24 protein-coding genes are annotated in these 25,740 nt (G+C 38.0%); 15 read left to right on the plus strand and 9 right to left on the minus strand.

All coding sequences use genetic code 11. The features are described 5' to 3' along the window. The first annotated feature begins 1 nt into the window (after position 1). Positions 2 to 1,225 carry an MFS transporter gene (locus P0Y49_06620; GenBank protein WEK20807.1) on the plus strand — a complete coding sequence of 408 codons (1,224 nt, stop codon included), beginning with the start codon at positions 2 to 4 and terminating at the stop codon, positions 1,223 to 1,225. Positions 1,226 to 1,244: 19 nt separating this feature from the next. On the opposite strand, the gene P0Y49_06625 is transcribed toward P0Y49_06620, so the two are convergent. Next, positions 1,245 to 1,709 (minus strand): Lrp/AsnC family transcriptional regulator, encoded by a 465-nt coding sequence (locus P0Y49_06625; GenBank protein ID WEK20808.1) that lies wholly within the window; start codon positions 1,707 to 1,709, stop codon positions 1,245 to 1,247. A 171-nt stretch (positions 1,710 to 1,880) separates the two neighbouring features. On the opposite strand from P0Y49_06625, the gene P0Y49_06630 reads away from it, so the two are divergent. The 6 genes from P0Y49_06630 to P0Y49_06655 all read left to right on the plus strand — a co-directional run bounded on the left by P0Y49_06630 (position 1,881) and on the right by P0Y49_06655 (position 9,863). Beyond that, the gene (locus P0Y49_06630) at positions 1,881 to 2,930 is read left to right on the plus strand and encodes a PLP-dependent cysteine synthase family protein (GenBank protein WEK20809.1); all 1,050 of its coding nucleotides are present in this window, start codon (positions 1,881 to 1,883) and stop codon (positions 2,928 to 2,930) included. Between the two features lie 53 nt (positions 2,931 to 2,983). Continuing rightward, positions 2,984 to 4,663, plus strand: a complete 1,680-nt coding sequence (locus P0Y49_06635) for a cytochrome c biogenesis protein CcdA (GenBank protein WEK20810.1) — start codon at positions 2,984 to 2,986, stop codon at positions 4,661 to 4,663. Positions 4,664 to 5,011: 348 nt separating this feature from the next. Continuing rightward, entirely contained in the window at positions 5,012 to 6,265 is a 1,254-nt protein-coding gene (gene fabF / locus P0Y49_06640) for a beta-ketoacyl-ACP synthase II (protein WEK20811.1), read from the plus strand. Positions 6,266 to 6,400: 135 nt separating this feature from the next. Continuing rightward, positions 6,401 to 8,029 carry a carboxyl transferase domain-containing protein gene (locus tag P0Y49_06645; GenBank protein ID WEK20812.1) on the plus strand — a complete coding sequence of 543 codons (1,629 nt, stop codon included), beginning with the start codon at positions 6,401 to 6,403 and terminating at the stop codon, positions 8,027 to 8,029. Between the two features lie 102 nt (positions 8,030 to 8,131). After that, positions 8,132 to 9,097 (plus strand): thioredoxin-disulfide reductase, encoded by a 966-nt coding sequence (trxB, locus tag P0Y49_06650; protein WEK20813.1) that lies wholly within the window; start codon positions 8,132 to 8,134, stop codon positions 9,095 to 9,097. A 115-nt stretch (positions 9,098 to 9,212) separates the two neighbouring features. Then, positions 9,213 to 9,863, plus strand: coding sequence for a hypothetical protein (locus P0Y49_06655; protein WEK20814.1), 651 nt, complete (start codon positions 9,213 to 9,215; stop codon positions 9,861 to 9,863). A gap of 12 nt (positions 9,864 to 9,875) precedes the next feature. Here P0Y49_06655 and P0Y49_06660 read toward each other — a convergent pair whose 3' ends face one another. Both P0Y49_06660 and P0Y49_06665 read right to left on the minus strand, forming a co-directional pair. Continuing rightward, complete coding sequence (locus tag P0Y49_06660; protein WEK20815.1) at positions 9,876 to 10,508, minus strand: response regulator transcription factor; 633 nt, start codon at positions 10,506 to 10,508, stop codon at positions 9,876 to 9,878. Between the two features lie 11 nt (positions 10,509 to 10,519). After that, positions 10,520 to 13,420, minus strand: a complete 2,901-nt coding sequence (locus tag P0Y49_06665; GenBank protein WEK20816.1) for a two-component regulator propeller domain-containing protein — start codon at positions 13,418 to 13,420, stop codon at positions 10,520 to 10,522. Positions 13,421 to 13,591: 171 nt separating this feature from the next. On the opposite strand from P0Y49_06665, the gene P0Y49_06670 reads away from it, so the two are divergent. Both P0Y49_06670 and P0Y49_06675 read left to right on the plus strand, forming a co-directional pair. Continuing rightward, positions 13,592 to 13,954 (plus strand): hypothetical protein, encoded by a 363-nt coding sequence (locus P0Y49_06670; GenBank protein WEK20817.1) that lies wholly within the window; start codon positions 13,592 to 13,594, stop codon positions 13,952 to 13,954. A 19-nt stretch (positions 13,955 to 13,973) separates the two neighbouring features. After that, the gene (locus P0Y49_06675; protein WEK20818.1) at positions 13,974 to 14,831 is read left to right on the plus strand and encodes an AraC family transcriptional regulator; all 858 of its coding nucleotides are present in this window, start codon (positions 13,974 to 13,976) and stop codon (positions 14,829 to 14,831) included. Positions 14,832 to 14,980: 149 nt separating this feature from the next. On the opposite strand, the gene P0Y49_06680 is transcribed toward P0Y49_06675, so the two are convergent. Together P0Y49_06680 and P0Y49_06685 are read right to left on the minus strand one after the other, a co-directional pair. Next, entirely contained in the window at positions 14,981 to 15,577 is a 597-nt protein-coding gene (locus P0Y49_06680; GenBank protein WEK20819.1) for a hypothetical protein, read from the minus strand. Further along, positions 15,564 to 16,061, minus strand: coding sequence for a sigma-70 family RNA polymerase sigma factor (locus P0Y49_06685; GenBank protein ID WEK20820.1), 498 nt, complete (start codon positions 16,059 to 16,061; stop codon positions 15,564 to 15,566). The genes P0Y49_06680 and P0Y49_06685 overlap by 14 nt, the downstream gene beginning before the upstream one ends. 146 nt (positions 16,062 to 16,207) lie before the next feature. Between P0Y49_06685 and P0Y49_06690 the strand changes: the two genes are divergently transcribed. The 4 genes from P0Y49_06690 to rpmA all read left to right on the plus strand — a co-directional run bounded on the left by P0Y49_06690 (position 16,208) and on the right by rpmA (position 18,995). Further along, positions 16,208 to 17,593 (plus strand): dicarboxylate/amino acid:cation symporter, encoded by a 1,386-nt coding sequence (locus P0Y49_06690; protein WEK20821.1) that lies wholly within the window; start codon positions 16,208 to 16,210, stop codon positions 17,591 to 17,593. A gap of 44 nt (positions 17,594 to 17,637) precedes the next feature. Continuing rightward, positions 17,638 to 18,162 carry a hypothetical protein gene (locus P0Y49_06695; protein WEK20822.1) on the plus strand — a complete coding sequence of 175 codons (525 nt, stop codon included), beginning with the start codon at positions 17,638 to 17,640 and terminating at the stop codon, positions 18,160 to 18,162. An 82-nt stretch (positions 18,163 to 18,244) separates the two neighbouring features. Further along, the gene (gene rplU / locus P0Y49_06700) at positions 18,245 to 18,556 is read left to right on the plus strand and encodes a 50S ribosomal protein L21 (protein ID WEK20823.1); all 312 of its coding nucleotides are present in this window, start codon (positions 18,245 to 18,247) and stop codon (positions 18,554 to 18,556) included. Positions 18,557 to 18,611: 55 nt separating this feature from the next. Next, positions 18,612 to 18,995, plus strand: a complete 384-nt coding sequence (gene rpmA, locus P0Y49_06705; GenBank protein WEK20824.1) for a 50S ribosomal protein L27 — start codon at positions 18,612 to 18,614, stop codon at positions 18,993 to 18,995. A 74-nt stretch (positions 18,996 to 19,069) separates the two neighbouring features. Here rpmA and P0Y49_06710 read toward each other — a convergent pair whose 3' ends face one another. Further along, complete coding sequence (locus tag P0Y49_06710) at positions 19,070 to 19,435, minus strand: helix-turn-helix transcriptional regulator (protein ID WEK20825.1); 366 nt, start codon at positions 19,433 to 19,435, stop codon at positions 19,070 to 19,072. Positions 19,436 to 19,641: 206 nt separating this feature from the next. Between P0Y49_06710 and P0Y49_06715 the strand changes: the two genes are divergently transcribed. Next, complete coding sequence (locus P0Y49_06715; GenBank protein WEK20826.1) at positions 19,642 to 20,604, plus strand: response regulator; 963 nt, start codon at positions 19,642 to 19,644, stop codon at positions 20,602 to 20,604. Between the two features lie 9 nt (positions 20,605 to 20,613). Here P0Y49_06715 and P0Y49_06720 read toward each other — a convergent pair whose 3' ends face one another. After that, on the minus strand, positions 20,614 to 21,582 hold the full coding sequence (locus tag P0Y49_06720) for a polyprenyl synthetase family protein (protein WEK20827.1): 969 nt from the start codon (positions 21,580 to 21,582) through the stop codon (positions 20,614 to 20,616). A gap of 30 nt (positions 21,583 to 21,612) precedes the next feature. After that, complete coding sequence (gene rnr, locus P0Y49_06725) at positions 21,613 to 23,745, minus strand: ribonuclease R (protein ID WEK20828.1); 2,133 nt, start codon at positions 23,743 to 23,745, stop codon at positions 21,613 to 21,615. Between the two features lie 103 nt (positions 23,746 to 23,848). Here rnr and P0Y49_06730 point away from each other — a divergent pair, with 103 nt between their 5' ends. Beyond that, positions 23,849 to 23,989 carry a hypothetical protein gene (locus P0Y49_06730; GenBank protein WEK20829.1) on the plus strand — a complete coding sequence of 47 codons (141 nt, stop codon included), beginning with the start codon at positions 23,849 to 23,851 and terminating at the stop codon, positions 23,987 to 23,989. Positions 23,990 to 23,992: 3 nt separating this feature from the next. Here the strand turns inward: P0Y49_06730 and P0Y49_06735 are convergent, their stop codons facing one another. Then, complete coding sequence (locus P0Y49_06735; protein WEK20830.1) at positions 23,993 to 25,693, minus strand: ABC transporter ATP-binding protein; 1,701 nt, start codon at positions 25,691 to 25,693, stop codon at positions 23,993 to 23,995. Positions 25,694 to 25,740 lie beyond the last annotated feature (47 nt).

Genomic DNA, 25,740 nt, shown 5'->3' on the forward strand with positions numbered 1-25,740 from the left:
CATGAAAGAAACAACTACAACTACTACCCTTGATCCTAAACAATTGGCCCAGCAAACGGTCTTTTCTATTTTATTTACCATCAGCTTTACACATCTGATTAATGATATGTTACAGGCTGTAATTCCGGCAGTATATCCGATTTTGAAGGAAAAGTTTAGTCTAAGCTTTACTCAAATCGGACTCATTACCTTAACCTATCAGCTTACGGCTTCTATTTTACAGCCATTTATTGGCCTTTATACTGATAAAAGACCTAGACCTTATTCGTTGGCTATAGCTATGGCATTCACCCTTGTTGGTCTTGTTGCTGTATCATTTGCTTCCAGCTTTATTAATATTTTGCTTGCGGTAAGCTTAATTGGTATTGGCTCATCCATATTCCATCCTGAATCTTCGAGGGTTGCTCACCTGGCATCTGGTGGTAAAAAGGGATTGGCCCAATCTATTTTTCAATTGGGTGGAAATGCAGGAAGTGCAATAGGGCCTTTACTTGCAGCACTTATAGTGGTGCCTAATGGACAGTTCCATATTATTTGGTTTTCATTGGTCGCTGTTGTAGGCATTGTCATACTCTCTAAAGTTGCCAAATGGTACCAGCAACAGTTGGCTATTAAGGAAAGAAATAAGCATGTCGTTACCGAAATCAAACATACTTTTACAAAGAAACGTGTTGCATTTTCAATGGGAATTTTAATGGTATTAATTTTCTCAAAGTACTTTTATATGGCCAGCATGACCAGTTATTATACTTTTTATCTGATTGATAAGTTTCATGTTTCCGTACAGGAATCACAGGTTTATCTGTTCGCTTTTTTAGGTGCAGTAGCGGCCGGAACATTAATCGGAGGGCCTTTGGGTGACCGTTTTGGAAGAAAATACATCATCTGGATTTCCATACTTGGTGCAGCGCCATTTACATTGTTGCTACCATTTGTGTCTTTATTTTGGACAGGTGTATTGTCTGTTATCATTGGTGTAATCATTGCATCTGCATTCTCTGCTATTCTGGTGTATGCCACAGAGCTTGTTCCGGGTAAAGTGGGTATGATTGCCGGACTATTTTTTGGCTTTGCTTTTGGTATGGGTGGGTTAGGCTCAGCTCTCCTAGGTAAATTGGCCGATCAGACCAGCATTACTTATGTATTCCACATCTGTGCATTCCTTCCATTGATAGGAATCTTTACCGGATTCCTACCTAATATTGAAGGTAAAAAGAAATCATAATTTAAAGGATTAGTTATTCTTATAAGGGATAAGCTGTGTCACTTTTCGTTTCAGAAAGCACAAAAAAGCTTTGCACTGTACTTACATTGGGTAGGGTGGCTAGCTTATTCCTTAAAAAAAGATGATAGGCATCCATATCACTGGTTGCGATCCGCAGGATAAAGTCATATGCTCCGGTCATCTGGAAACATTCCATTACTTCGCTGAACTTAGCCACTTCAGTCTCAAATTCTACCAGGGTCTCAGCAGTATGCGCTTTTAAAAACACGTGCGAAAACGCAATCAGATTCCTGTTGATTTTTTTTCTGTCCAGAATTGCAACAATACGTTGGATATATCCCTGTTCTTTTAAACGTCTGATTCTTTCGTGTACTGTTGCGATGGATTTATTAAGCTTAAAGGCCAGTTCTTTGTTGTTTAATGTAGCATCTTTCTGTAAGAGGCGTAGAATTTCTAGATCTATTGGGTCTAATACGGTTTGCATTTTGAATCGCTGAAATGAAAAAAAAACAGTCTGCCTTGGTAAATTTTAAGGTCGGCTGAAAGAAATTGATGTTTATTGTTGTTTTTCTGGAAAATTTCCGGAAATAAAGGTAAGCATTGTTATTATAACTTGTGTTATTGATTTTTACCGAAAAATTATTTAATCGAAAACATGTTAGTTGAAACTAAAGAGCAGGCTTGTTTAACTGCTGATCTTACCAATAAATTTGAGCATTTATGGCACCTGGTGGGTAACACTCCAATGCTGGAATTGCAATATGTGTACAAAGGAAAGCCGGGAAAAGTTTATGTTAAGTGCGAGCACTATAACCTTACAGGAAGTGTAAAAGACAGAATGGCTTTGAACATTATGTATGAAGCCTATAAATCATGTGCGATTAAACCTGGCGATACTATTATTGAGGCTACCAGTGGTAACACAGGTATTGCTTTTGCAGCTATTGGTAGAGCTTTAGGACATCTGGTTAAGATCATTATGCCAAACTGGTTAAGCAAGGAGCGTATTGATATCATCAGAAGTATGGGTGCAGAGGTGATTCTGATCAGCAAAGAAGAAGGTGGTTTTTTGGGTAGTATTAAAATGTGCGAAGAGCTTGCTGAGGCTGGAGGTGTGTTTTTACCAAGGCAGTTTGAAAACAGATATAATGAAGAAGCTCACGAGAAAACTACAGGAATGGAGATCTGGGAGCAATTGAAATTAAACGGTTTAAAACCTGATGCATTTGTAGCAGGAGTTGGAACGGGTGGTACGGTAATGGGCGTTGGCAAAGGGTTAAAATTCCACAATCCAGAGGTTAAAATCCATCCTTTAGAGCCAGCAGAAAGTCCGACTTTAACCACAGGATATAAAGTGGGTAGCCACCGTATACAGGGTATTTCAGATGAATTTATTCCGCAAATTGTAAAGCTGGATGAATTGGATGAGGTGATTCAGGCTAATGATGGTGACGCAATCATTATGGCACAAAAACTTGCAAAAGAGCTCGGTTTGGCTGTAGGTATTTCATCAGGCGCAAATGTGATTGGTGCAATTAAGTTAAAGGAACAAATGGGCGATGCTGCGGTGGTGGTGACCATATTAAGCGATAGCAATAAAAAATACCTGAGCACCGATTTGGTAAAAGAAGAAACGATTAAAGATTCATTCGTGTCTACCGATACCATATTTACAGGATATCAGCCAATTTGTCGTTTAAAATAGTATAGGATTTAAATTAAAACAGTTTTTTAATGCGATTAAATAACAACATATTTATGAGTTTGCGCGTACTTGTCGTAGGGTTTTTAATATTTTTCGGTTCTGGTAGTGCCTTCGCACAGGAAGCTGATACTTCGACTGCTGGTCTTGAGTTTACCGAAATGGCACCCGAAGTTACTCCGGCTAAAGTTGATACTGCTGTAGTTGTCCCGGCAACAACGGTAAGTGATACTGTTAAAACAGCAGTAACAACGACCAAGACCGATGTTCAGGTCAATAAAACCGAAAAGGAAAAGACCTTATGGGAAACCTTTATTGCTGGTCTTGTAGGTGGCTTTCTTGCCTTCCTTATGCCTTGTATATTCCCAATGGTTCCATTAACTATTAGTTATTTTACAAAGAGGGCAGGGAGCCAAAGCAAAGGCGTTGGTCAGGCTTTAATCTATGGTCTTTCTATAATTGTGATCTATGTAGCCTTTGGCTTGTTGATCACTGTAATATTTGGATCTGCAGGATTGAATGCTTTAAGCGCCAGTGGTTTATTTAACTTCTTGTTTTTTATCTTATTGGTGGTGTTTGCCATCTCCTTTTTTGGAGCTTTTGAAATCACCTTGCCGAGTTCTATTGTCAATAAAATAGACAATAAAGCAGATAACAGTAAAGGTCTTGGTGGTATTTTCTTCATGGCCGCATCTTTAGCTTTAGTATCTTTCTCTTGTACAGGACCAATTATCGGTACTTTATTAGTACAAGCTAGTTCTAAAGGTGAATTGCTGGCACCTGCTATTGGTATGTTTGGATTTGCATTGGCTTTAGCATTGCCATTTACTTTATCAGCGGTATTCCCTGGCTTCTTAAGCAGTATGCCTAAATCAGGAGGTTGGTTAAATAGTGTAAAGGTATGTCTGGGATTCCTGGAGTTGGCTTTGGCTTTAAAATTCCTTTCGTCGGCTGATTTGGCATGGCATTGGGAATGGTTTGACAGAGAGATCTTCCTGGTATTGTGGATTGTGATCTTTATCTTGATGGGAATTTATCTCCTTGGTAAGATCAAGTTTTCACATGATAGTGATGTTCCTTATGTATCCGTACCAAGATTATTCTTTGCCATCCTTTCCTTTTCATTCGCTATGTATATGGTTCCTGGCTTATGGGGAGCACCAGTGAGTGTGCTGAGTGGACTTGCTCCACCGATGAATACCCAGGATTTTATCTTGAATGAAGGTGGCTCATCAACTTCAAGTACTGCATCGACTGATTTTCCTGCTAAAGTAAAATATAGTGAGTCATTAAAGGCACCTGTAGGATTTCGCCCATTCTTTGATTTGGACGAAGGTTTGGAATATGCGAAGAAGGTGAATAAACCTGTTTTGCTTGACTTTACCGGACATACCTGCGTAAACTGCCGTAGAATGGAAGATCTGGTTTGGGTGGACAAAGAAGTTGGTCGCCTGATCAAAGAAGAATATGTATTGATCCAACTGTATGCTGATGATCGCAACATTAAGATGTCTGCAGAGAAAGTTCATTATTCAGATATTTTGAAACGTAAGACGGATGACCTGGGGTACTGGAACCTCGATTTTCAGGCTACAAGATATGCCTCTAATGCTCAGCCTTTATATGTATTGGCAGGACATGATTTAAATCCTTTAGTACCTGTTCAGGGCGCTAATTTTGATGCTAAAGAATACGCAGCTTATCTTAAAAGTGGCTTAGCAGCTTTTAAGAAATAAGTAAACAATACTATCCATAAAAAAACGAAAATAGGTAGTTAATAATTAAACAAAGGCCGGTGGATACCGGCCTTGTTTATTTTATAATCTTTTGCATAAAAAAACTTCTTCTTTAATAATTTGTATATTAATTAGGGCTTGATAATTAATTTTTTTTGCCGATTATCCTTAATTAAACATTGTTAAAGTGCTTAAAATGAACTTGAAAGAGATAAGGGGCAAAGTCGGAATAGCTTTAATGCCGAAAAACATCTATTTTTGGCGCTGGAAAGTGTGTCGTATAGATTTTTAATAATAAGATAAATTGTTCAAAACAACTTTTGTTTTGATATAAAGTAACAAGTAAATATGAAAAGAGTAGTAGTGACAGGTTTAGGTGCTGTAACCCCGGTGGGAAATACAGTAAAAGAATTTTGGGATAACATTGTAGCCGGTAAAAGCGGTGTTGCAGCTATCACAAAATTCGACACTTCAAAATTCAAGACTAATTTTGCTGCCGAAGTTAAAGACTTTGATGCAGAAGCTTATGTCGACAAAAAGGAGCTAAAAAAGTACGATCTATATACTCAGTATGCTATTGCTGCGAGTGATCAGGCGATTAAAGACTCAGGATTAAATTTTGAGGCTATGCCTGAGGTGGAAAGATATGAGGTTGGTGTGATCTGGGCTTCCGGTAACGGTGGAATCAGCACATTTGAACAACAATTGAAAGAATATCATTTAGGAGACGGTACCCCAAGGTTTAGTCCGTATTTTATTCCTAAAATGATTGTTGATATTGCTGCTGGCGTAATTTCCATCAGAAATAAACTTCATGGACCAAATTATGCTACTGTGTCTGCCTGTGCTTCTTCAAATACGGCGATCATTAGTGCATTTGATACCATCCGTTTAGGTAAAGCAACCATTATGGTTGCCGGTGGATCGGAAGCTGCAATAACAGAATCATCGGTAGGAGGATTTAATTCAGCTCATGCTTTGTCTAAAAGAAATGATGATCATGCTACTGCATCACGTCCTTTTGATAAGGATAGAGATGGCTTTGTGATCGGTGAAGGTGCCGGTGCATTAATATTGGAAGAATACGAACACGCTATCGCAAGGGGTGCACATATTTATGCCGAAATGGTAGGAGGTGGTATGGCTGCTGATGCTTATCATTTGACCGGTACGCCTCCGGATGGCCTTGGTGCTTCATTAGGTATCGCAAAAGCTTTAGCTGATGCCGGAATTACTGCCGATAAAATTGATTACATCAATGCGCATGCTACATCAACCGGATTAGGTGATATTGGTGAGTTAAACGGGATAAAAAAGATCTTTGGTGATTTGCCTGTAGCCATTAGCGCTACAAAATCTATGACCGGACATTTGCTGGGTGGGGCTGGTGCAATTGAAAGTATCATCAGTATCATGTCTGTAAAAGATGACATCATTCCGGGAACAATCAATACGAAAGAATTAGATCCTGAGATTCCACAGGGAATGAACATCATTCTTGGTAAATCTATTAAACAACCGGTTAATTACGTGTTAAATAATACTTTTGGCTTTGGTGGACATACTGCTACTTCTATATTTAAGAAATATACTGCTGAGTAATATTTAACACTAAAATAAATAATGGGTCCGGTTGTTTAAAAAAATAATCGGACCCATTATTGCGTTTAAGGGTCTTTGTACCAAAGCCCGAAACGGACTTTTGTTCCCCATAAAAATATAATTTAACTTGGCCAGATGGATATAGAATTCAATAAAAATGAGGATGTTAATAAGCAATCGGTTTTTGAGCTAAAAACCAGGCTTAAGAAAATATATAAAGGTGGAGGAGATAAGAGTGCGGCTAAACAAAAAGAAAAAGGAAAGTTGCTGGCCAGAGAGCGTATTGCTTACCTGATTGATAAGGAGTCTGAGTTTTTGGAAATCGGAGCCTTTGCTGCTGAGGATATGTATGCGGAGCAAGGCGGATGTCCTTCAGCAGGTGTGGTATGTGGCATTGGTTATGTATCGGGGAGACAATGTATGATTGTAGCGAACGATGCTACAGTTAAAGCGGGCGCCTGGTTTCCTATGACCGCTAAAAAGAATTTAAGAGCGCAGGAAATTGCTATGGAAAATAGGCTTCCTGTGATCTATCTGGTAGATAGTGCGGGTGTTTATCTGCCGATGCAGGATGAGATTTTTCCTGATAAAGAGCATTTTGGAAGGATGTTTAGAAACAACGCGCTGATGTCGTCTGATGGTATCGTGCAGATTGCTGCAATTATGGGTTCTTGTGTGGCAGGTGGTGCTTATTTGCCTATCATGAGTGATGAAGCAATGATCGTTGATGGTACGGGTTCTGTATTTTTAGCGGGGTCCTATCTGGTTAAGTCGGCTATAGGCGAAGATGTCGATAATGAGACCCTTGGTGGAGCAACAACACATTGCGAAATATCGGGTGTAACTGATTATAAGCATCCTAATGATCAGGCTTGTTTAGATAGCATTCGTAACATCATGAATAAGCTGGGCGCACCAGAGGTCGCGGGGTTTGACCGGATCAAACCGGCATTACCAAAGCTGGATGTAGAAGAAATATATGGTGTATTGCCTGAAAACAGGGAAAAACCTTATGATATGCGGGATATTATTCAGCGTTTGCTGGATGATTCAGAATTTGAAGAATACAAAGAACTATATGGACAGAGCATTATCTGTGGACTGGGCAGGATAGATGGCTGGGCTGTTGGCATTGTTGCCAATCAGCGTAAGGTTGTTAAATCTAAAAAAGGGGAGATGCAGTTTGGCGGGGTGATTTATTCTGATAGCGCGGATAAGGCTACCCGGTTTATCATGAACTGCAATCAAAAAAAGATACCTCTGGTGTTTTTACAGGATGTGACCGGTTTTATGGTAGGTAGCCGCTCAGAACAGGGGGGCATTATTAAGGATGGCGCAAAAATGGTAAATGCGGTTGCTAATTCTGTTGTTCCAAAATTCACCATTGTGATTGGGAATTCTTATGGTGCCGGTAATTATGCAATGTGTGGTAAAGCCTACGATCCGAGGTTAATATATGCCTGGCCAAGTGCTAAGATTGCTGTAATGGGTGGCGCGCAAGCCGCTAAGGTATTGCTGCAAATTAAGGAGGCTTCTCTTAAATCAAAAGGAGAGGAGATTACTCCCGAAAAGGAAGCCGAATTGCTAAAAGAAATTACCGACAGGTACAACAGTCAGACAACACCTTATTACGCAGCTGCAAGGTTATGGGTGGATGGGATTATTGATCCTAAAGAAACGCGAAAAGTGATTTCCATGGGGATTGAAGCTGCTAATCAATCTCCAATCAAAAAGCAGTTTAACGTAGGTGTTATTCAAACCTAAAATCTATTATAATCTATATATCACAATGTTGCATTTGTTACAAAAATGCTATTTGTGTATAGCGGGATAAAGCGTAATTTTGTATTACAATAGAAAAAATATATGTCACAAGAAGAAGTAGAACACGTTCAATGTTTAATTATAGGTTCAGGGCCTGCAGGCTATACAGCTGCTATTTATGCAGCTCGTGCAGATCTTAAACCGGTTATGTATACAGGTATGGAGCCGGGTGGCCAGTTAACCCAAACTACAGAGGTAGATAATTTTCCAGGTTATCCTGCAGGAATCACTGGTCCTGAAATGATGGAAGATTTTCGTAAACAAGCTGAGCGTTTTGGAACAGATATCCGCTTCGGTTATGTAAGTTCTGTTGATTTCTCTTCATTGCCACATAAAGTTGTAGTAGATGACATCAAAACAATTACTGCTGATACTGTAATTATTTCTACTGGCGCTACTGCAAAATGGTTAGGCCTTCCAAGTGAACAAAAATACAATGGTTTTGGCGTTTCTGCCTGTGCTGTTTGTGATGGTTTCTTTTTTAAAGGACAAGATGTTGCAATAGTTGGTGCAGGAGATACAGCTGCTGAAGAAGCAACTTACCTGGCCAAACTTTGTAAAAAAGTATATATGCTGGTTCGTAGAGACGAATTCAGAGCTTCAAAAGCAATGGTGCACAGGGTAATGAACACACCTAACATTGAAGTGATTTACAATACGGAAACTAAAGAAATATTAGGTAATGGCAAAAATGTTACTGCTGTTAAAGTGGTAAATAACCAAACCGGGGTGGAGACTGATTTACCGGTTGAGGGATTCTTTGTTGCTATTGGTCATAAGCCAAATACCGATATATTTAAAGGTTGGTTAGATATGGATGATACCGGTTATTTAAAAACAGTTCGGGGAAGCACTTTAACGAATGTTGAAGGTGTTTTTGCCAGCGGAGATGTGCAGGATAGCTACTATCGTCAGGCAGTAACTGCTGCAGGTTCCGGATGTATGGCAGCGCTCGATGCAGAACGTTATTTAGCAGCTAAAGAACATGATGTAAAAGTGGTATTATAATTACCAATAGAAAATATCAAAAGGCAGGATCATTTCACGGTCCTGCCTTTTTTGTGTTTTTATGATTAGATTTTTTATCTTAGTCATAAAAACAACTTAATTCTTAGCCCCGATAATGAAAAAACTACGATCAATTGTTTTACAAATAAGTAATTTATTACAATATTCCCTGTTATTAGCAGGAGGACTTTTATTCGCTTCATGTGGGAATAAAGCGAATCAAAAAGTTGCACTTGTAAAGGAAGATACTTCTGCGGTAGCTGTTAAAAAGGCAGCAGGCCAGTTTCCGTTTTATAAAGACTTGAATGTAAAACCAGGACTTAATTTTGAGGTGGTAAGCTGGGGTAAAGGTGTAGACAGTATTGGTGGCTTTTTGATACTAATGTCTGATTCTGTAAAGAACAATTATAAATCTTTGTCAGGCGAGCGTAAGGGAATTATTACTGATGCCTGGAATATGGATATGGATAATGATGGTAATCCTGAAATTTATATCGAGCTGCTCAGCAAGAAGAATGTACTTGATCTGATTGTTTATGAATATGCAGGTGGTGATTTTAGGAAAATCAATTTTCCACCTTTAAGCAGTAACATGAAGAAGATCTATGCAGGGAACGATAAGTTTACCATTAAAAATGGTGATTTATTTCGAACTTTCCCTATCGTAAATCCAAAAGATACAACGATTAAAGCCGGTGAAGTAAAGACATTGGTATACCGGTTAAATGGAAATAGTTTCTCCGTAAACGAAGTAAAACAAGAATAACGGAGCGGTAAATTATACCAGTCTGTTGCTTCTGGCCACTTTTATAGCATCTGCCTTAGAATTAACATTCAATTTAAGGTAGATGTTTTTAATGTGAGTTTTTACAGTCTCTGTTTCGATAAATAACTCTGTAGCAATTTGCGAACGATCCTTTCCCTTTGTAATCAGATTAAGTATTTGAGTTTCCCTTTTGGTAAGTGGCGAATCCGGGTTTTTTTGTAGTGATGTGATGACCTTTTTGGCCACATTTGGGCTCATTGGCCCACCACCTTGCATTACATCTTTAATGGCTTCAATGATTTTTAAAGAAGGTGTGTTTTTAGTGAAGTAACCGGCAGCACCATTTGCCAGCGCTTCTAAGATGACCTTTTCTGTCTCATGTACAGTTAGTATAATAATATACACTTGTGGCAATAGCTTTTTTAATAAGGGAAGTGCATCTATTCCACTGGTTCCCGGCATCTGTATATCAAGAATAATTACATCAGGATTGTCTTTTACGATTTTATGTCTGGCGGTATCAAAAGATGGATAAGTATTTACCACTTGGTAAGGAGAAGTGTTATTAACCAGGTAGGTATAGCCCTCTCTGATGGTCTCATCATCTTCAATAATCACGATTCTTGCTGCTGCTGTATCATTCATTTTCTTATACTTTAAAATTTAACAGAGAGCGTTATGGTTGTACCATTAGGGTTTGAAGTTATATTTAAGTTTCCTTTTATACGGTTGGCCCTTATCTGCATATTATTAATGCCGTGGCCGCTTTTTGGTGATTCTAAATTAAATCCGGTTCCATTATCTGTAAGCACAATTTCTAAAATATCTTCATTCATTTTTGCTGTAAAATTAACATGGTCAGCATTCGAGTATTTCAGTGCATTATTTATGCCTTCTTTAAAAATCATTAGAATATTCCTACCCAATTCAAGCGAGAGCCTCCTATCGCTATTATTCATATCGGTTTCCTCTTCAAAATGGATTGGCGTATCATTAAACATCTCATATCCAAATTCTGTAATATGGATTAACAATTCCCTTAAAGTGTCATGTTTGGGATCTAAGGACCAAAGGATATCTTTTGTCCCGGTATACAATTCATTCACATTTGTTTTTATTTTCTGAATAATGCTCCTTTTTTCCAGATCCTTTTCGTCTGTCATGCTACTCAGTACTTCTGATAAGACAGATATTCTAGTCAATTTGTTACCAAGATCATCATGAAAATCTTCTGCTGTTTGTTTTCTTATTTTAAATTGTTCTTCCAGTTTTATTTTGAGCCTTAATTTGCGTTTACGTTCGTTTAGATTAATGATGATGTATACCGACAACAGGATCAATAATATAATGATGGCAACTATAAGAAGTTTAAAAACAGTAGTTTGATAATAGGGGGGAGTAATCTCGAAATGAAAAGATGCTGTGTTGGCTGATGATATACCTGAAGCAGTAACAGCTTTTACCTGAAAGGTATATTCGCCAGGTGGTAGGGCAGTATAATTGACAGAGGAATTACTGTTGGGGTGGCTGTATTTATCGTCCAATCCGATCAGTCTATATTTATATTGTATTCCTTTGGGATTGGTTAGATAAATCCCTGTAAAATTGATGTTCAGGTGATTGTGGTTATAAGCCAGTTTTATTCTTTTATTTAACTCATGAGCCTTATAGGTTACCTGCAAGTTGTTTTGGTTTCCCTTTTTGTTTTGGGCTAATATGCTGGCCGAATTGATCGAAACATAAGGTTTGTTTTGTTGAGCAGATTCGGCATTGTTGTCGTATACAACAACGCCTTTGGTAGTACCAATCCATATTTTTCCCTTATTTTCAAATATCGAATTTTGATTGCATTCCACCAATGGAACATTTTCATTGGTATTGGTCATGATACTGAAGTCTTTAGCCCTTAATTTGTTGATGCCCCGTCCGGTTCCTGTCCATATGATTCCCTTTTCATCCAGGAGCAAGCTGTAAATGTGATCGGAAAACAACCCATCCTTTGTACTGAGCTGCTTAATTTTTCCCGTGATAAAATTCCATATAATTAAACCATTATCTGCTGTTCCAAACAGCACATGACTACCATGTTTAAGCATTGATAAGATATTTGATCCGGCAAGTGGTTTAAAGTTTAGAGGTTTGATATCTTTTTTATTGCGGATCAGATAGGCTCCGTTTTGTGTACCGGTTATCATTAAATTATTTCCTATTTCCAATAAACTAGTTTCAAAGTTCCTGCTAATCCTTTCTATTGTTCCTGCCTTCGTTGATACCATAAAACACCCTAAGTTTGTGGATATCCAGATGTTTTGATGTCTATCCTCCAGAATGGCATTAGAAGCAATAGATCGATTGCCCTCATCTACACGTTTAAAAGTACCTTTACTATAAATCCATAAGCCACCACCAACGGTTCCTACCCAAATTTTGCGACTACTGTCTTTAAATAAAAAGTTAATGCGTTTGGTATCTTCACTTTCGGAAGGAATGTTTATCCGCTTAATCTGGTTGTTTTTGTGTGCATAAATACCATCATAAGTTCCCAACCACATCTCATCCGGGTCAGGACCATTTATGATGCTCATCACAATGCTATTTTGCAAGCCTTGAGATTCATCGAAAGTCACATAGTTTTTGCTGTTGAATTTAAAAATCCCAGAGCCGTCAGTGCCAAGCCAGATGTTATTTTCGGCATCTCTGAATATTTGGTTAACGACATTGTCGGTAAAGCCATTTTTCGCATTGAAATGAATCGTCTGATGTTCAGAAATATACCATGCTCCTCGATTTGTACCCAGCCATATATTTCCTCGTTCATCCTGATTGATGGCTGTAGCTTTTTTTATGATGTCGGCATAAGCTTGTTTTACTTGACCATTTTTGAATACGAATACACCCGTTGTGGTTAGAAACCATATTTTATCTTTCGAGCGCCGGTCTACCATCAGGTCGGTTATAATTAAATTACCCAATTCTTCGTAACGTAGCTTTTGGTGCCATTTATCGCCCTCCAGGTAATACAATCCGTGCTGGAAAACAGTGGCCCAGATCTGCCGTTTATGATCGGTTTTTAGAGTGGTCACAATTTCAGAGGTATCACCGGTAATACTGAGCCGTTCGGCTTTTTGCCCATTTAGTTTAAAAATGTTTTTACCAGATATGCCGTAAACTATTCCGGATATACTGGTATTGATCCTGTCTACCCAATCATTTGTTCCCTTATAATTGTGAAAGCTACCCCCTTTATAAGAAGATAAGCCCCTTTCTGTACCTATCAAAAGGTTAATTTGCTGATCCAGTGCGAGGGAAAGTATGAAATTGCTACTCAGTCCATCGGTTTTACCCAGATTGATGAATTGATTTCCATTAAAGCAGCTTAGCCCCCCAAGTGTTGCAATCCATAATTTCCGCTGTTTATCCTGAGTTATTCCTGTAACTTGTGATTGCACAAGCCCATCCTTTATGTCGTATTGTTCAAAGTTATATCGTTGTCCAAAACTTTCAATGCCACAGATTAAAAGCAATAGGGTAATGTATAGTGGTTTTAGGTAAGACACAAATTTTTGTTTTTGGAGTTTGATTAAATATGGCTAAAATCAATAACTAAAGGAAACGTAAATATAATGTTAAAATAAAAATACCCCTTAAAGGGTTAGTGTTTTTTTATTGCATTAGATTAAATTTGTTTAATCTACAGTTATTAATATAACGTGTTACCACATTAAAATATGGACTTTAGTCAGGTGTATAAGGTTGTTTTTGTAAAATGTGAGGAAGCATCCTTTAATTTTTTTATGAATATGCCCGGTTTTACGGTAGCAGAAAAAATTGAGATAGGGGGCAAAGAGTGTCCGATATTACAATTGAGTAACGGTGATTTTATGATGCTTGTAGAAAAAGAAACCGTAGAGACAGATACCATTGTTTTAAAAACTGATGATTGTGTCAGAGATTACTATTTGTTTAATCAGAAAAGTATACCAGGATTAACAGAACCAAGATATGTAGATCATGGATTGGAACTTTGCTTCTTAGATCCGTCTGGTAATCGTTTTATCCTGACCGAAGAACGGGATTACTCAGAGGCTTGAGTAATAAAACGATAAACAGATGAAGTATAATAGGATATTGGTAGATAAGAATGAAATTATAAGTGAAAGCACTTATAGTGCTCATTATCCAAAAAATATAGGTAAGTACGCTTTGAATGTTGTGTTTAGTGGCCAGGTGGATTATACGATCGAAAAGCGGGAGATTACCCTTGTGCCTGGAAGCTTTATTTTCCTGAATCACGATACCTCTTATACCAATACTATTGATTCGACAGTTGAAGTGAATACTTTTTCAGTGCTATTTGATCCTGAATTTGTACATGATTTTGAATATTCTAATTTACTTAGGGATCATGTGCTATTGGATCAGCCTGTAGAATTTAAGCATAGAGATACACGGTTTGTAGAGTCTATTTATCCCTTGCAGGGAAATATTAAGTTTAATTTGCAGCATCTTACCAGGCACATCGAAAGTGGGGCGAATGACGAATTACTTTTAAGTGAATATTTAAACCATTGTCTGGTTAATTATTATAAGCTCTATCATTCAGAAATTATCAAAAGAGAAGCTTCACTGAAGTTTTTAAATGGGGCTACTAAAACAGAGATTTTAAAGCGACTAAGCGTTGCAAGAGATTATATGATTAGTAATTACAATAAAAACATTCGTCTGGAAGAGATTGCGCAGGTAGCTTGTTTGTCAGTAAATCATTTATTACGTACTTTTAAACAAGCGTATCAACAATCACCGCATCAGTTTCTGACCAGGATCAGGCTTCAACAAGCTAAATACTTACTCAGGAATACTGAGTATCCAATTAATGAAATTGTTGATATCGTTGGTTTCGAATGTTCCAGCTCTTTTATTCGTTTATTCAGGAATTCTTTTCAGGTTACACCAGGGCAATACAGGTGATATTAGTTTACAATATGGTGATATTCGCACATTGCTAAATGGTATGTTAAACTAAATTTGAAGCAGGAAACCCAGTATATAGATTTGGATGAATTTAATTTGGGTTAGTTAATAATATGCTCATCCGACAATGTTCGGATGAGCATTTTTTATAACTCCTTAAATTGGTTTCCGAGACGTTCAAACTTCTCAATGAGTAAGGCTATCCTTTCTTTTTCTTTTTTCATCACTGCCTTGCGCACTAGTGTTGAGCAGAATATAATCCATCCGAAAGTAAACAAGACAATCAGGCATTGTGCCCATAAGTCGAAATAGCTTAGTATTTCAAAGAAATATAGTACAATACCCAGACTTAAAGCGATGGCATAAAACCAATACAATTTGCTATACAGGCTAAACCTGCTTAACTGGTAGCGTTTCAGGTTGTCCAGAAACTCGTTGGGGTCTGTGGTGAAGTCGTGTTTAGCAAGTAGCTGGTGACTTTTATATAGCATAAATGTAGACACTGCAATTGCGGCCAGAAAAATAGTTAACCCGAGATGTGTTGTCCAGGAGTTAAAGCTATAGAACAACCATAACATCACTATTGCAACAAAGGAGAGCAGCATTCCAACGATATTTAAAAGGGACTTGTTACGAATAGCGTTTACTTCTTTTTTTGCTTGCTGCAGCATTTCATCGGATGAGATTTTAACCTCAACCGAATGCGATTGCCAAAGCGATTGTATATGATCAAATTCCTGCATGCTGATTGTATAATTCTGTAAGTTTTAATTTAATACGGTGAATTTTAACCCTTAGGTTTCCTTCGCTGATCCCTGATATCTCTGCTATTTCATTATAAGGCAGTTCATCAAGTACCATTGTAATAATGAGGCGGTCATTTTCTTCTAACTTAGAGATCGATTTATAGAGGAGGGCAACCTGTTCATTCTTTTCAGAAAGCTCTTCAGGGCGGTTTTCTATAATGTTATCCGTAAGCTCATCTTTCGATTGTCTTTTCTCTGATCTTAAATAGGTTAAACAGGTGTTTACAGCAATTCTGTAAATCCAGGTCGAGATCAGGGACTTGTTTCTAAACTTATCCAGGTTTTGCCAAACCTTTAAAAAGGTTTCCTGAAGCAAATCATTCGCTGCATCCTCATCACCTGTATAGCCGTAGCATAAGTGAAATATCTTCTTAGAATTCGTATCGAAAATTTGCTTAAATAATTGATCCTTTTTTTCCAATTGAACTGGTTTTATTCCTTAATTAGATAATGGTACACGTATTTTGTTACGCTGTGAAGGTATAAAATAAGCTCTTGATGAACAATTTTATAGAATAATTTAATTATTGTAGTTTTACAGCCTCAAAAACCATTAACATAAGATAGATGTCGAAAAAAAACAGGTTAACCTTTTTTATCTTTCTGGCCCTTGTTCTGGGTGTAGCATTAGGATATTATTTAAATGTAAAAACATTCAGTACTTATAATGATCAAATCGCCAAAGCCGATAACAGGGTAAAAGAGTTGGATGCGCAGATTCTTAAAATTCAAGACACTACTGCTGTTTCTTATGCAGCTTTAAAAACGGAGAAAAAAGCTACAGAGAAATTACGTCATGAAAATGAAGTGATCCGTGAGAAGAAGTTGGAGCCTTTGACTTTATTGAGTGACATTTTTCTTCGTTTGATTAAGATGATTGTAGCGCCATTGGTGTTTAGTACTTTGGTGGTGGGTGTAGCAAAAGTGGGCGATGTGAAAGCCGTAGGCAGAATTGGTGGTAAAACGATGCTTTGGTTTTTAAGTGCCTCTCTCTTGTCACTGGTACTGGGGCTTATTATGGTTAATATCTTCAAACCGGGGGAAGCGATGAATTTGCCTTTGCCTCCAAGTAACATTGATACAGGCATTCATAAAGTAGCACTTTCGCTTAAGGAATTCATTTCTCATATTGTGCCTAAAAGTATGGCGGAGGCTATGGCTACCAACGAGATCCTTCAAATTGTTGTTTTCTCCTTGTTTTTTGGTGTAGCGACTGCTGCTATTGGCGAAAAGGGGCAGGTCATTATCAATTTCTTTGATGCAGTAGCGCATGTGATCTTGAAAGTAACCGGATATGTGATGAACTTTGCACCATTTGCTGTATTTGGAGCGATGGGGGCCATTGTTGCCAAGCAGGGACTGGGCGTATTGTCTACCTATGCTTTATTCATTGGTGAGTTTTACTCTACCATGTTATTGCTGTGGGTGATCTTGATTGCCATAGGTTTTATGGTTTTAAAATCGAGGGTCTTTAACCTGATAAACAGAATGAAGGAGCCGGTAATTTTGGCTTTTAGTACTGCCAGTAGCGAGGCTGCATATCCTAAAACGATGTTGCAGCTGGAGCGTTTTGGTTGTAAAGATAAGATCGTTAGTTTTGTGCTGCCTTTAGGCTACTCCTTTAACCTGGATGGCTCCATGTTGTACATGACTTTTGCTTCGTTGTTTATTGCACAGTCGTACGGAATACACTTGTCTTTTGAACAGCAGATTACCATGCTGTTGATCCTGATGTTAACTAGTAAAGGGATTGCGGGTGTTCCAAGAGCCTCCCTGGTAGTTATAGCAGGTACAATTGCTACTTTTAATATTCCTGAGGCAGGATTGGCCTTATTGATAGGGATTGATCCATTACTGGATATGGGCCGGTCGGCAACCAACGTGATTGGAAACAGTTTAGCTACCGCAGTAGTGAGTAAGTGGGAGGGCGATCTTACAGAGCCGCTGGACTAAAAGGCTTTTAAGATTAAAAATTTCAATATATATAATAAAATAGAATGAGTACCAGAGCAAAAAAAATATTCCTAGCCTTAACTATCGTAGTTCCTTTTCTGATCTATTGTGTGGTTTATTACACACCGATGTTCCGCAATGCACCATATAAGCTAAAGGAGTTTGTGTCTATCGACTTTAAGTGGGGTTTGGGTAATAATCTGGAGAATTCCTATAACTCGGCTACAGGTGATTATCAGTATGTAAACGGACAGGATTCTCTGATCAAAACGAATGTGAAATTAAGAAAGGATGATATTCTGTATCTCCATTCAAAAGCAAACGAGTTGGGTTTCTGGAATTTTCCGGATGTATTGGCCAATCAGGGAACCAATCTTGATTCTTCCAAGGTACTTCGTTATGTGATCCAATTTAATTATCAAAAAAAGTCTAAAAAGGTAATCTATCTTACAGATTATAACGAAATACCAAAACTTAAAGGACTTGCAGAACAAATGAAAACGCTTTTACTGCAGAGTATTAACGATGCAGAAGAACGGTATGGAAAACAAGCTGCATCAAAAAACTAAATCATTTGTGTATTTAGGAAATAAAATTCTATATTTGCACCTCGATAAAAATAAACAATTTAAAAATAATAATTAATTAACAATGTACGCAATAGTAAATATAGCAGGACAGCAATTCAAAGTTGCAAAAGACCAGCACCTTTTTGTACACCGTTTGCAAGGAGATGAGGGCGCTAGTATTGAATTTGACAATGTATTGTTGGTTGAAGATGGTGGTAAAATCTCTGTAGGAGCTCCTACATTGAAAGGTGCATCGGTTTCAGCTAAAATCGTGTCTCATTTAAAAGGTGATAAAGTAATCGTTTTCAAAAAGAAACGTAGAAAAGGTTACAAAAAGAAAAATGGTCACCGTCAGTATTTCACCAAGATCCAGATCTCTGGTATCAGTTTATAATTATTGTTAAACATAAATTGCCGTTCATTCGGTAGTTAATAAAATATAAAACAAGATGGCACATAAAAAAGGAGCCGGTAGTTCCAGAAACGGACGTGAATCGCATAGTAAACGTTTAGGTATCAAAATTTTTGGTGGTCAGGAAGCTATCGCTGGAAACATTTTGGTACGTCAACGTGGTACAAAACATCATCCTGATAAAGGAGTAGGTATTGGTAAAGACCATACTTTGTTTGCTTTAGTTGATGGTACTGTAATTTTCAAAAAGAAACAAGACAACAAATCTTATGTTTCTGTTTTACCTGCTGCAGTTGTTGCTGAAGTAGTAGAGAAAAAAGCACCTGCTAAAGCTGAAAAAGTTGCTGCCGGAGAAGCTGAAAAAGCTCCTGCAAAAAAAGCTCCTGCTAAAAAGGCAGCTAAGGCTGATACAGCAGAATAATTAAAAATACATTACAAAAAAAGCTGATCGTTATTTTTAATGATCAGCTTTTTTTATGCGCTATTTTAAGCGATTTATGCCCTCGACTTATATTTCTTAGATCTGATGTGATTTAACTCATGTTCCAGCTTTTTTAGCGAACTTGTAAAGTGTTTAAAGGCAGTTTCCAAATCATTTAAAATTATGCCAATCTTTGCAGGTGTTTCCGCTGCCTGCTCCGGTGCTGCACCGTGTAATAGCCAATCATAACTTTTACCATAGTACCTTGCTATTTCATGCAAGGTATTGAAAGAAGGGTACTGATTACCAAGTTCTATCTGCGAATAATTACTTCTCGACAAGCTTAATATATTCGCTATAAATGCCTGAGAGAGGCCACTGTTCACCCGTAATTCTTTTATACGTTCCCCGATGTCTTTCTTGGATAGAATTTCTTGCATAATTAATATTTATTTCGTTGATTTGCCAATGTTGGGATAATTAATTGCTTAAAAAACAAGACAATTTTAGCTCCATAAAATTTATTAGGGTATCAATTTACAGTAAGGGGATTAACAAGGTTGATGCTAAAACCAGTGTATAATGGTCGCATGGGAGTTGCCTGTGTTAACCAAATATGCCTTATAGCACTTAAAACAAGTTAAAAATGCCACATAGAAACAATTGCGAAGGTGCCTCAGGTTCATTTTTTTTGATCAATAAAAATCATGAGCTCTCATTTTTCAAAATAAATTCATCAAATGACCTGGGTAGTTTCCTTGAAAAAAATCCCGTAGTTGGGGAGTCGATTGTGGAAATCATTGCACAGAAATATAAAAGTAACTTTATTAGTTTACTGGCAAGAAGTTTCGAAGGGCATTGTTTTAGCATAGAGCAGCGCTTCTCAGTTTTCAAGTCTACCGACCTTGTTTTTCATATTGTTTTTACCCCCTTAACGATAAATGGGGTAACGGATGCGGTGGTTTGCAGTGTAGTGGATATGAGTAGTTCTAAAGGACTCATTAGCATGATCAGGGAGTACTCACATTTGGCTTCGCACCAGTTAAGAGCGCCCATCACTAATATTCTAAGTCTTTCTACGATTACCAATTATAGCCAGCTGGAGACTTACGATGTGTTAAAAATCACGCAATTGCTAGGCGATATCAATACACAAGCTGTAAAGTTGGATGAAATCATTAAAATGTTAAATGAGGTGCTCAATAAGCGGGAGAACATTGCGCTGTTTGATAAGTTTGGAGCAAAAGCGGCACACCAGCACATTGTGCTGATTGATGATGATGTGATCACCAATAAAATGCACAAAATGCTGATTCGAAAACATCCCAGTGAAAAACGGATAGTTGTATTTGATAATCCGCAAAAGGCATTGTTCTATATTCAGCAGAACAAACCCGACCTTATTTTATTAGACCTGCATATGCCGAATATTGATGGTTGGAGGTTTCTGGAAATGATGGAAGAACTCAATATCTTTATTGATGTAATTATTGTATCCTCATCGATTGATCCAAGCGAACATTCTAAAGCGAAATCATTTCTTTGTGTTAAGGATTTTTATACCAAACCATTAACGACAGAAAAAGTAAACCAACTATTAGATCATTGAAGGGAACCCTTAATATTCTCTGTTCATTAACAACGCGGCCAATTTAAAGAGCTCAACCTTACGGGTTTCATCAACTTTTAACGAAGTTAAAGCACTAAAAGCTTTGTCAGAGTAATTTCTCATCTCTATGTTAGCCAGTTCCCTGATGTTATAATCATCATAAAGCGCAGTTGTGTTTTTAATTTTATCTGTATGGTCTTTGTTGATACTTTGATACTCCAACTCCAGGAGGTCATTTTCATTTGCGAGCTCTTTTAATTTCAACAGCAGCAGGGTTTTCTTATTGGCGATGATATCACCACCTACCTGTTTCCCAAATTTTTCAGGGTCGCCGTATACATCTAAAATGTCATCCTGTAACTGGAAGGCTATCCCTAAGTTTTCTCCAAATTCATATAGCTGTTCAGCTTCCATAGCGCTTGCACCGGCTACTTGTGCACCCAGTTTCATCGCACCGCCTAAAAGAACAGCTGTCTTTAGACGAATCATGTTAATATAGTCAGTAATACTTACTACTTGTTGTTCTTCAAACTCCATATCCAGTTGCTGACCTTCGCACACACCTTGCGCAGTGGTGTTGAAGGTATTCAGTGCATCTTTCAGTACAGTACTGTTTAGCATAGAAAGCTGCTTGTTGGCTTCCACCATCATCACATCACCGCTCAAAATGGCATTATTTACACCCCATTTTTCATGTACGGTTTGTTTTCCCCTTCTTAGTGGCGCCTTGTCCATAATGTCATCATGGATCAAGGTGAAATTATGAAAAGTCTCGATGGCCAATGCAGCCGGCATCGCAGTCTGTATATCCCCTTTAAACAAATCTGCAGCCATCAATGTCAATACAGGTCTTATTCTTTTGCCTCCTAAGCTCATAATGTAACGTATAGGCTCATAAAGTCTTTCAGGATGTGCAGGATAATTAATGTTTTGAACAGCGTTTTCTATAACTTCTTGTAATTGATTAGGAGTATACATTTTTACAAAGGAATTTACCGGAATCTTATTTTATTGTTGAATTAATGAGAAATCTATTTGACGTTTAGACAAGTCTACTTTTTTTACTTTTACCATCACTTCATCGCCCAACTGATATTTTTTATGTTTACGCTGACCAACGATGCAGTAGTTTTTTTCGTCGAGCACATAGAAATCGTCGGTAATATCACGAAGGCGGATCATGCCTTCACATTTGTTTTCAGTGAGTTCAACATACATTCCCCATTCTGTAACACCTGATATAATGCCTGCAAAAATATTGCCTACATTCTCTTCAAGATATTCGGCTTGTTTGTACTTGATGGATGCGCGTTCCGCATCAGCAGCACGCTTTTCCATGGCAGATGAGTGCGATGCAGCAATTTCATATTCTTCCTCATTGGCCGATTTCTCGTTGTTTAAATAAGCCGCAAGCAGCCGGTGTACCATCACGTCCGGGTACCGGCGGATGGGGGAGGTGAAGTGGGTATAATGGTCAAAAGCCAATCCGTAATGACTGGTTTTCTTGGTTGTATAAATGGCTTTAGCCATCGATCGTATGGCCAGTTGAGTCAATACATTCTGTTCTTTTTTGCCTTCCACATCTTCCATCAGGTAATTTAAAGACTTCGCAATCTCTTTATCTGATTTCATATTGATCTTATAACCAAATCGCGCGGCAAATAAAGCAAAGCTGCTTAGGTTTTCCAGGTTTGGCGAATCGTGAGAACGGTATACAAAAGTGTATTTCTGTTTCCCTTTTCCTTTTTTAGCAATAAACTCAGCAACCTTTTTATTGGCCAGCAGCATAAAGTCTTCGATCAGCTTATGCGCGTCTTTACGTTCTTTTACGTAAACACCAATTGGCTTACCATGTTCGTCCAGTTTAAACTTTACTTCAGTGCTTTCAAAGCTGATGGCACCGTTTTTAAACTTCTTTTCGCGCAGGATATAGGCTAACTCATTTAGTTTGAGGATTTCTGCAGCATAATCTCCTGCTTTATTTTCAATCACCTCTTGTGCTTCCTCATAGCTAAAACGTCTGTCGGAGTGGATTACCGTACGTCCAAACCATTCTGTAATGATATTGGCTTTTTCATCCAGCTCAAATACAGCTGCAAAACAAAGTTTATCTTCATTTGGGCGAAGTGAGCAAACACCGTTGCTTAAACGTTCAGGCAACATAGGTATCACCCGGTCAACCAGGTATACTGAGGTCGCCCTCGAATAGGCTTCTTTATCTAGATAACTATTGGGCTGTACATAATGCGAAACATCAGCGATATGCACACCAATCTCATAATTGCCGTTTTCTAGTGTTTTAAAAGATATGGCATCATCAAAATCTTTTGCATCAGCAGGGTCAATGGTAAAAGTAACTGTATTCCTAAAATCCCTGCGGTCTTTTAGTTCAGTGGTGTTTATTTGTTCAGGGATAGAATTCGCTTCATTTTCTACTTCAGCCGGGAAACTTAACGGGAAGCCATATTGGGCAAGGATGGCATTCATTTCCGTATTGTTCTCACCCTGTTCGCCCAGAATATTCATGATGCGACCAATAGGATTTTTAGCCCCTTCCGGCCATTCGGTAATGCTTACCTGCACCTTTTGACCATTTTTGGCCCCATTGATGTCACTCAAAGGCACAAAAATGTCATGCAACATTTTACGATCGTCGATATTTACAAAAGCGTAACGGTCAGAAATTCTGATCACACCGATAAAGTCTGTTTTTGCTCGAGCAATGATTTCTACAACTTCACCTTCATTTTTACGGCCGCTCTTTTTGGCATATATATATACTTTTACTCTATCGCCATGTAGTGCATTGTGCAACTTTCTGGCCGAGACAAAAATATCTTTTTCAAATTCGTCATCTGGAATTACAAATGCTGAGCCATCCGCAGTCATATCCACCTTTCCTATTAGAAAAGTCTTCAGGTCTTTCAACTTGAATTTCCCTTTCTCAGGTTCTAAAAACACACCTTTCCTCGACTGCTCTTTTAATACATCCAATATGGTATCTCTTGATGCAGCATCAGTAATATTTAATTTAGCCGAAATCTGCTTATAATTCAGCGCTTCGTTGTTGCTTTTTTCCAGTACATCGCTAATCAATTGGATTAAAACGAGTTCCAGATGAGACGATTTCTTTTTTGCCATAGTCTATGTATGAATCACCCGAAGGTAACAATTTGAACCGAGTATTGTTGGATTTTGTATCTTTGATTATACCGCTGATTGTTGAACTTAACTACTATTTAAAATGATTGCCATTAATAAAGATGTAGCGATATTTAAGGTCATGATTTTATTAAAAAGGTATGATAAAGTAAAAGAAAGAGAGATCCGAAGAGCTATAAATACTGGCTTGATCAGGCTTTCCGCTACATTAAAGAAAGAGTAGGGATTAGCCTGGTATTGCTGCAATGAGTTTCTTTGTATATTCCGCTTGCGGGTTGTTATAAATATCCTCTGGAAAACCTTGTTCTTCAATTTTACCTTTATTCATAACAATCATCCGGTCTGACAAGTGTTTTACTACTGCCAAATCATGAGAAATAAATATATAAGTAAGTCCATATTCTTGCTGTAACTCACGTAGCAAGTTCAATACCTGAGCTTGAACTGACACATCCAATGCAGATACCGATTCATCACAAATGATAAATTTGGGTTGTAATGCCAGGGCCCTTGCAATCACAATGCGCTGTCTTTGTCCACCCGAAAATTCGTGCGGATATCTATTAAAATGCTCTGGTTTTAAATCTACCCGGTTCAATAAATTCATGACATGGGCTTTTCGCTGCTCATCATTGTCGAACATTTTATGCACTTGCAAAGGCTCCATCAATGCATTGCCCACAGTTAAGCGTGGGTTAAGCGAGGAGTAAGGGTCTTGAAAGATGATCTGCACATCGCGTCTCATTTTTCTCAACTCTGCTGTTTTTAACGAAGTAATGTCGATTCCATCAAATAGAATACTGCCCGATGTAGGTTCTACAAGTCGTATGATACTTCGTCCTAAGGTCGTCTTCCCACATCCGGATTCGCCAACTAATCCTAGTGTTTCCCCCGGAAATACATCGAAAGTAATATCATTTACTGCTTTTACATAGGTGTTAACTTTACCAAACAAACCTTTACTTATCGGGTACCAGGTGCAAAGTTGTTTTACTTGTAGTAACGGTTTTGCGCTGTACAATTTTTCCCTACGCACTGTAATTTCCTCTCGTGTATAACTGTTTACTTCCAGCAAATGCGCAAGGGCCATATCCTTGTTCTCATTTAAAAAATCAGCTACTACCGGCAATTTTTTCAATAACCTTTGTGGACTTGGTCTGCAGGCCAATAGACCTTTGGTATATGGATGTTTCGGAGTTTCAAATATTACTTTTGCCGATCCCTGTTCCACAATTTTCCCTTTGTACATTACAGCCACTTCATCAGCAATTTCTCTAACCACGGCAAGATCATGGGATATAAAGATCATAGCCATACCACGTTCGGTTTTCAGTTTTAGTAATAGCTCCAGTATGGTTTTTTGTACTGTCACATCTAATGCTGTGGTAGGTTCATCGGCAATCAACAGTTCCGGATTGCAACTTAATGCCATAGCAATCATTACGCGCTGTTTTTGTCCGCCTGACAATTGGTGTGGGTAGCTATCAAAAATATTTTCGGGACGAGGTAATTGCACTTCTTTAAATAAAGCGATAGTTTGTGCTTTGGCTGTATGTTTATCTACTTTTTGGTGCAACATAATGGCTTCCTTTACCTGGTATCCGCAAGTAAACACCGGATTAAGGGAAGTCATAGGTTCTTGAAAGATCATGGCAATTTTGTTGCCTCTATATTTTCTGATGGCTTCAGGAGATAAATCAAGGAGGTTGACTTGCTGAAAATCAATTTCACCACCAATTTTGGTGCTTTGTGGATCATGCAAGCGCATAATAGAAAAAGAGGTCACTGATTTCCCGGAGCCCGATTCGCCAACTATGCCTAATACTTTTCCTTTTTCAATACTGAAACTGACATCGTTAACTGCTTTCAGCCACGAGTTATCTTCCTTATTAAGGAATTGTATGTCAAGATTTTTAACGTTTAGCATTTACCTCCTCCGTCCATTGTCGATATCTAATAGACGAATATAATCAT

Source organism: Candidatus Pedobacter colombiensis (genome assembly GCA_029202485.1).
Taxonomy (GTDB): domain Bacteria; phylum Bacteroidota; class Bacteroidia; order Sphingobacteriales; family Sphingobacteriaceae; genus Pedobacter; species Pedobacter colombiensis.

What these genes read in the sequence shown, in the direction of transcription:
- P0Y49_06655 (WEK20814.1), top strand. Translation starts at nt 9,213, where the DNA reads ATGAAAAAACTACGATCAATTGTTTTACAAATAAGTAATTTATTACAA.
- P0Y49_06680 (WEK20819.1), bottom strand. Translation starts at nt 15,577, where the DNA reads ATGCAGGAATTTGATCATATACAATCGCTTTGGCAATCGCATTCGGTT.
- rnr (WEK20828.1), bottom strand. Translation starts at nt 23,745, where the DNA reads ATGGCAAAAAAGAAATCGTCTCATCTGGAACTCGTTTTAATCCAATTG.
- P0Y49_06695 (WEK20822.1), top strand. Translation starts at nt 17,638, where the DNA reads ATGAGTACCAGAGCAAAAAAAATATTCCTAGCCTTAACTATCGTAGTT.
- P0Y49_06635 (WEK20810.1), top strand. Translation starts at nt 2,984, where the DNA reads ATGAGTTTGCGCGTACTTGTCGTAGGGTTTTTAATATTTTTCGGTTCT.
- trxB (WEK20813.1), top strand. Translation starts at nt 8,132, where the DNA reads ATGTCACAAGAAGAAGTAGAACACGTTCAATGTTTAATTATAGGTTCA.
- P0Y49_06720 (WEK20827.1), bottom strand. Translation starts at nt 21,582, where the DNA reads ATGTATACTCCTAATCAATTACAAGAAGTTATAGAAAACGCTGTTCAA.
- P0Y49_06645 (WEK20812.1), top strand. Translation starts at nt 6,401, where the DNA reads ATGGATATAGAATTCAATAAAAATGAGGATGTTAATAAGCAATCGGTT.
- P0Y49_06690 (WEK20821.1), top strand. Translation starts at nt 16,208, where the DNA reads ATGTCGAAAAAAAACAGGTTAACCTTTTTTATCTTTCTGGCCCTTGTT.
- rplU (WEK20823.1), top strand. Translation starts at nt 18,245, where the DNA reads ATGTACGCAATAGTAAATATAGCAGGACAGCAATTCAAAGTTGCAAAA.
- rpmA (WEK20824.1), top strand. Translation starts at nt 18,612, where the DNA reads ATGGCACATAAAAAAGGAGCCGGTAGTTCCAGAAACGGACGTGAATCG.
- fabF (WEK20811.1), top strand. Translation starts at nt 5,012, where the DNA reads ATGAAAAGAGTAGTAGTGACAGGTTTAGGTGCTGTAACCCCGGTGGGA.
- P0Y49_06715 (WEK20826.1), top strand. Translation starts at nt 19,642, where the DNA reads ATGCCACATAGAAACAATTGCGAAGGTGCCTCAGGTTCATTTTTTTTG.
- P0Y49_06620 (WEK20807.1), top strand. Translation starts at nt 2, where the DNA reads ATGAAAGAAACAACTACAACTACTACCCTTGATCCTAAACAATTGGCC.
- P0Y49_06735 (WEK20830.1), bottom strand. Translation starts at nt 25,693, where the DNA reads ATGCTAAACGTTAAAAATCTTGACATACAATTCCTTAATAAGGAAGAT.
- P0Y49_06730 (WEK20829.1), top strand. Translation starts at nt 23,849, where the DNA reads ATGATTGCCATTAATAAAGATGTAGCGATATTTAAGGTCATGATTTTA.
- P0Y49_06675 (WEK20818.1), top strand. Translation starts at nt 13,974, where the DNA reads ATGAAGTATAATAGGATATTGGTAGATAAGAATGAAATTATAAGTGAA.
- P0Y49_06625 (WEK20808.1), bottom strand. Translation starts at nt 1,709, where the DNA reads ATGCAAACCGTATTAGACCCAATAGATCTAGAAATTCTACGCCTCTTA.
- P0Y49_06660 (WEK20815.1), bottom strand. Translation starts at nt 10,508, where the DNA reads ATGAATGATACAGCAGCAGCAAGAATCGTGATTATTGAAGATGATGAG.
- P0Y49_06710 (WEK20825.1), bottom strand. Translation starts at nt 19,435, where the DNA reads ATGCAAGAAATTCTATCCAAGAAAGACATCGGGGAACGTATAAAAGAA.
- P0Y49_06670 (WEK20817.1), top strand. Translation starts at nt 13,592, where the DNA reads ATGGACTTTAGTCAGGTGTATAAGGTTGTTTTTGTAAAATGTGAGGAA.
- P0Y49_06630 (WEK20809.1), top strand. Translation starts at nt 1,881, where the DNA reads ATGTTAGTTGAAACTAAAGAGCAGGCTTGTTTAACTGCTGATCTTACC.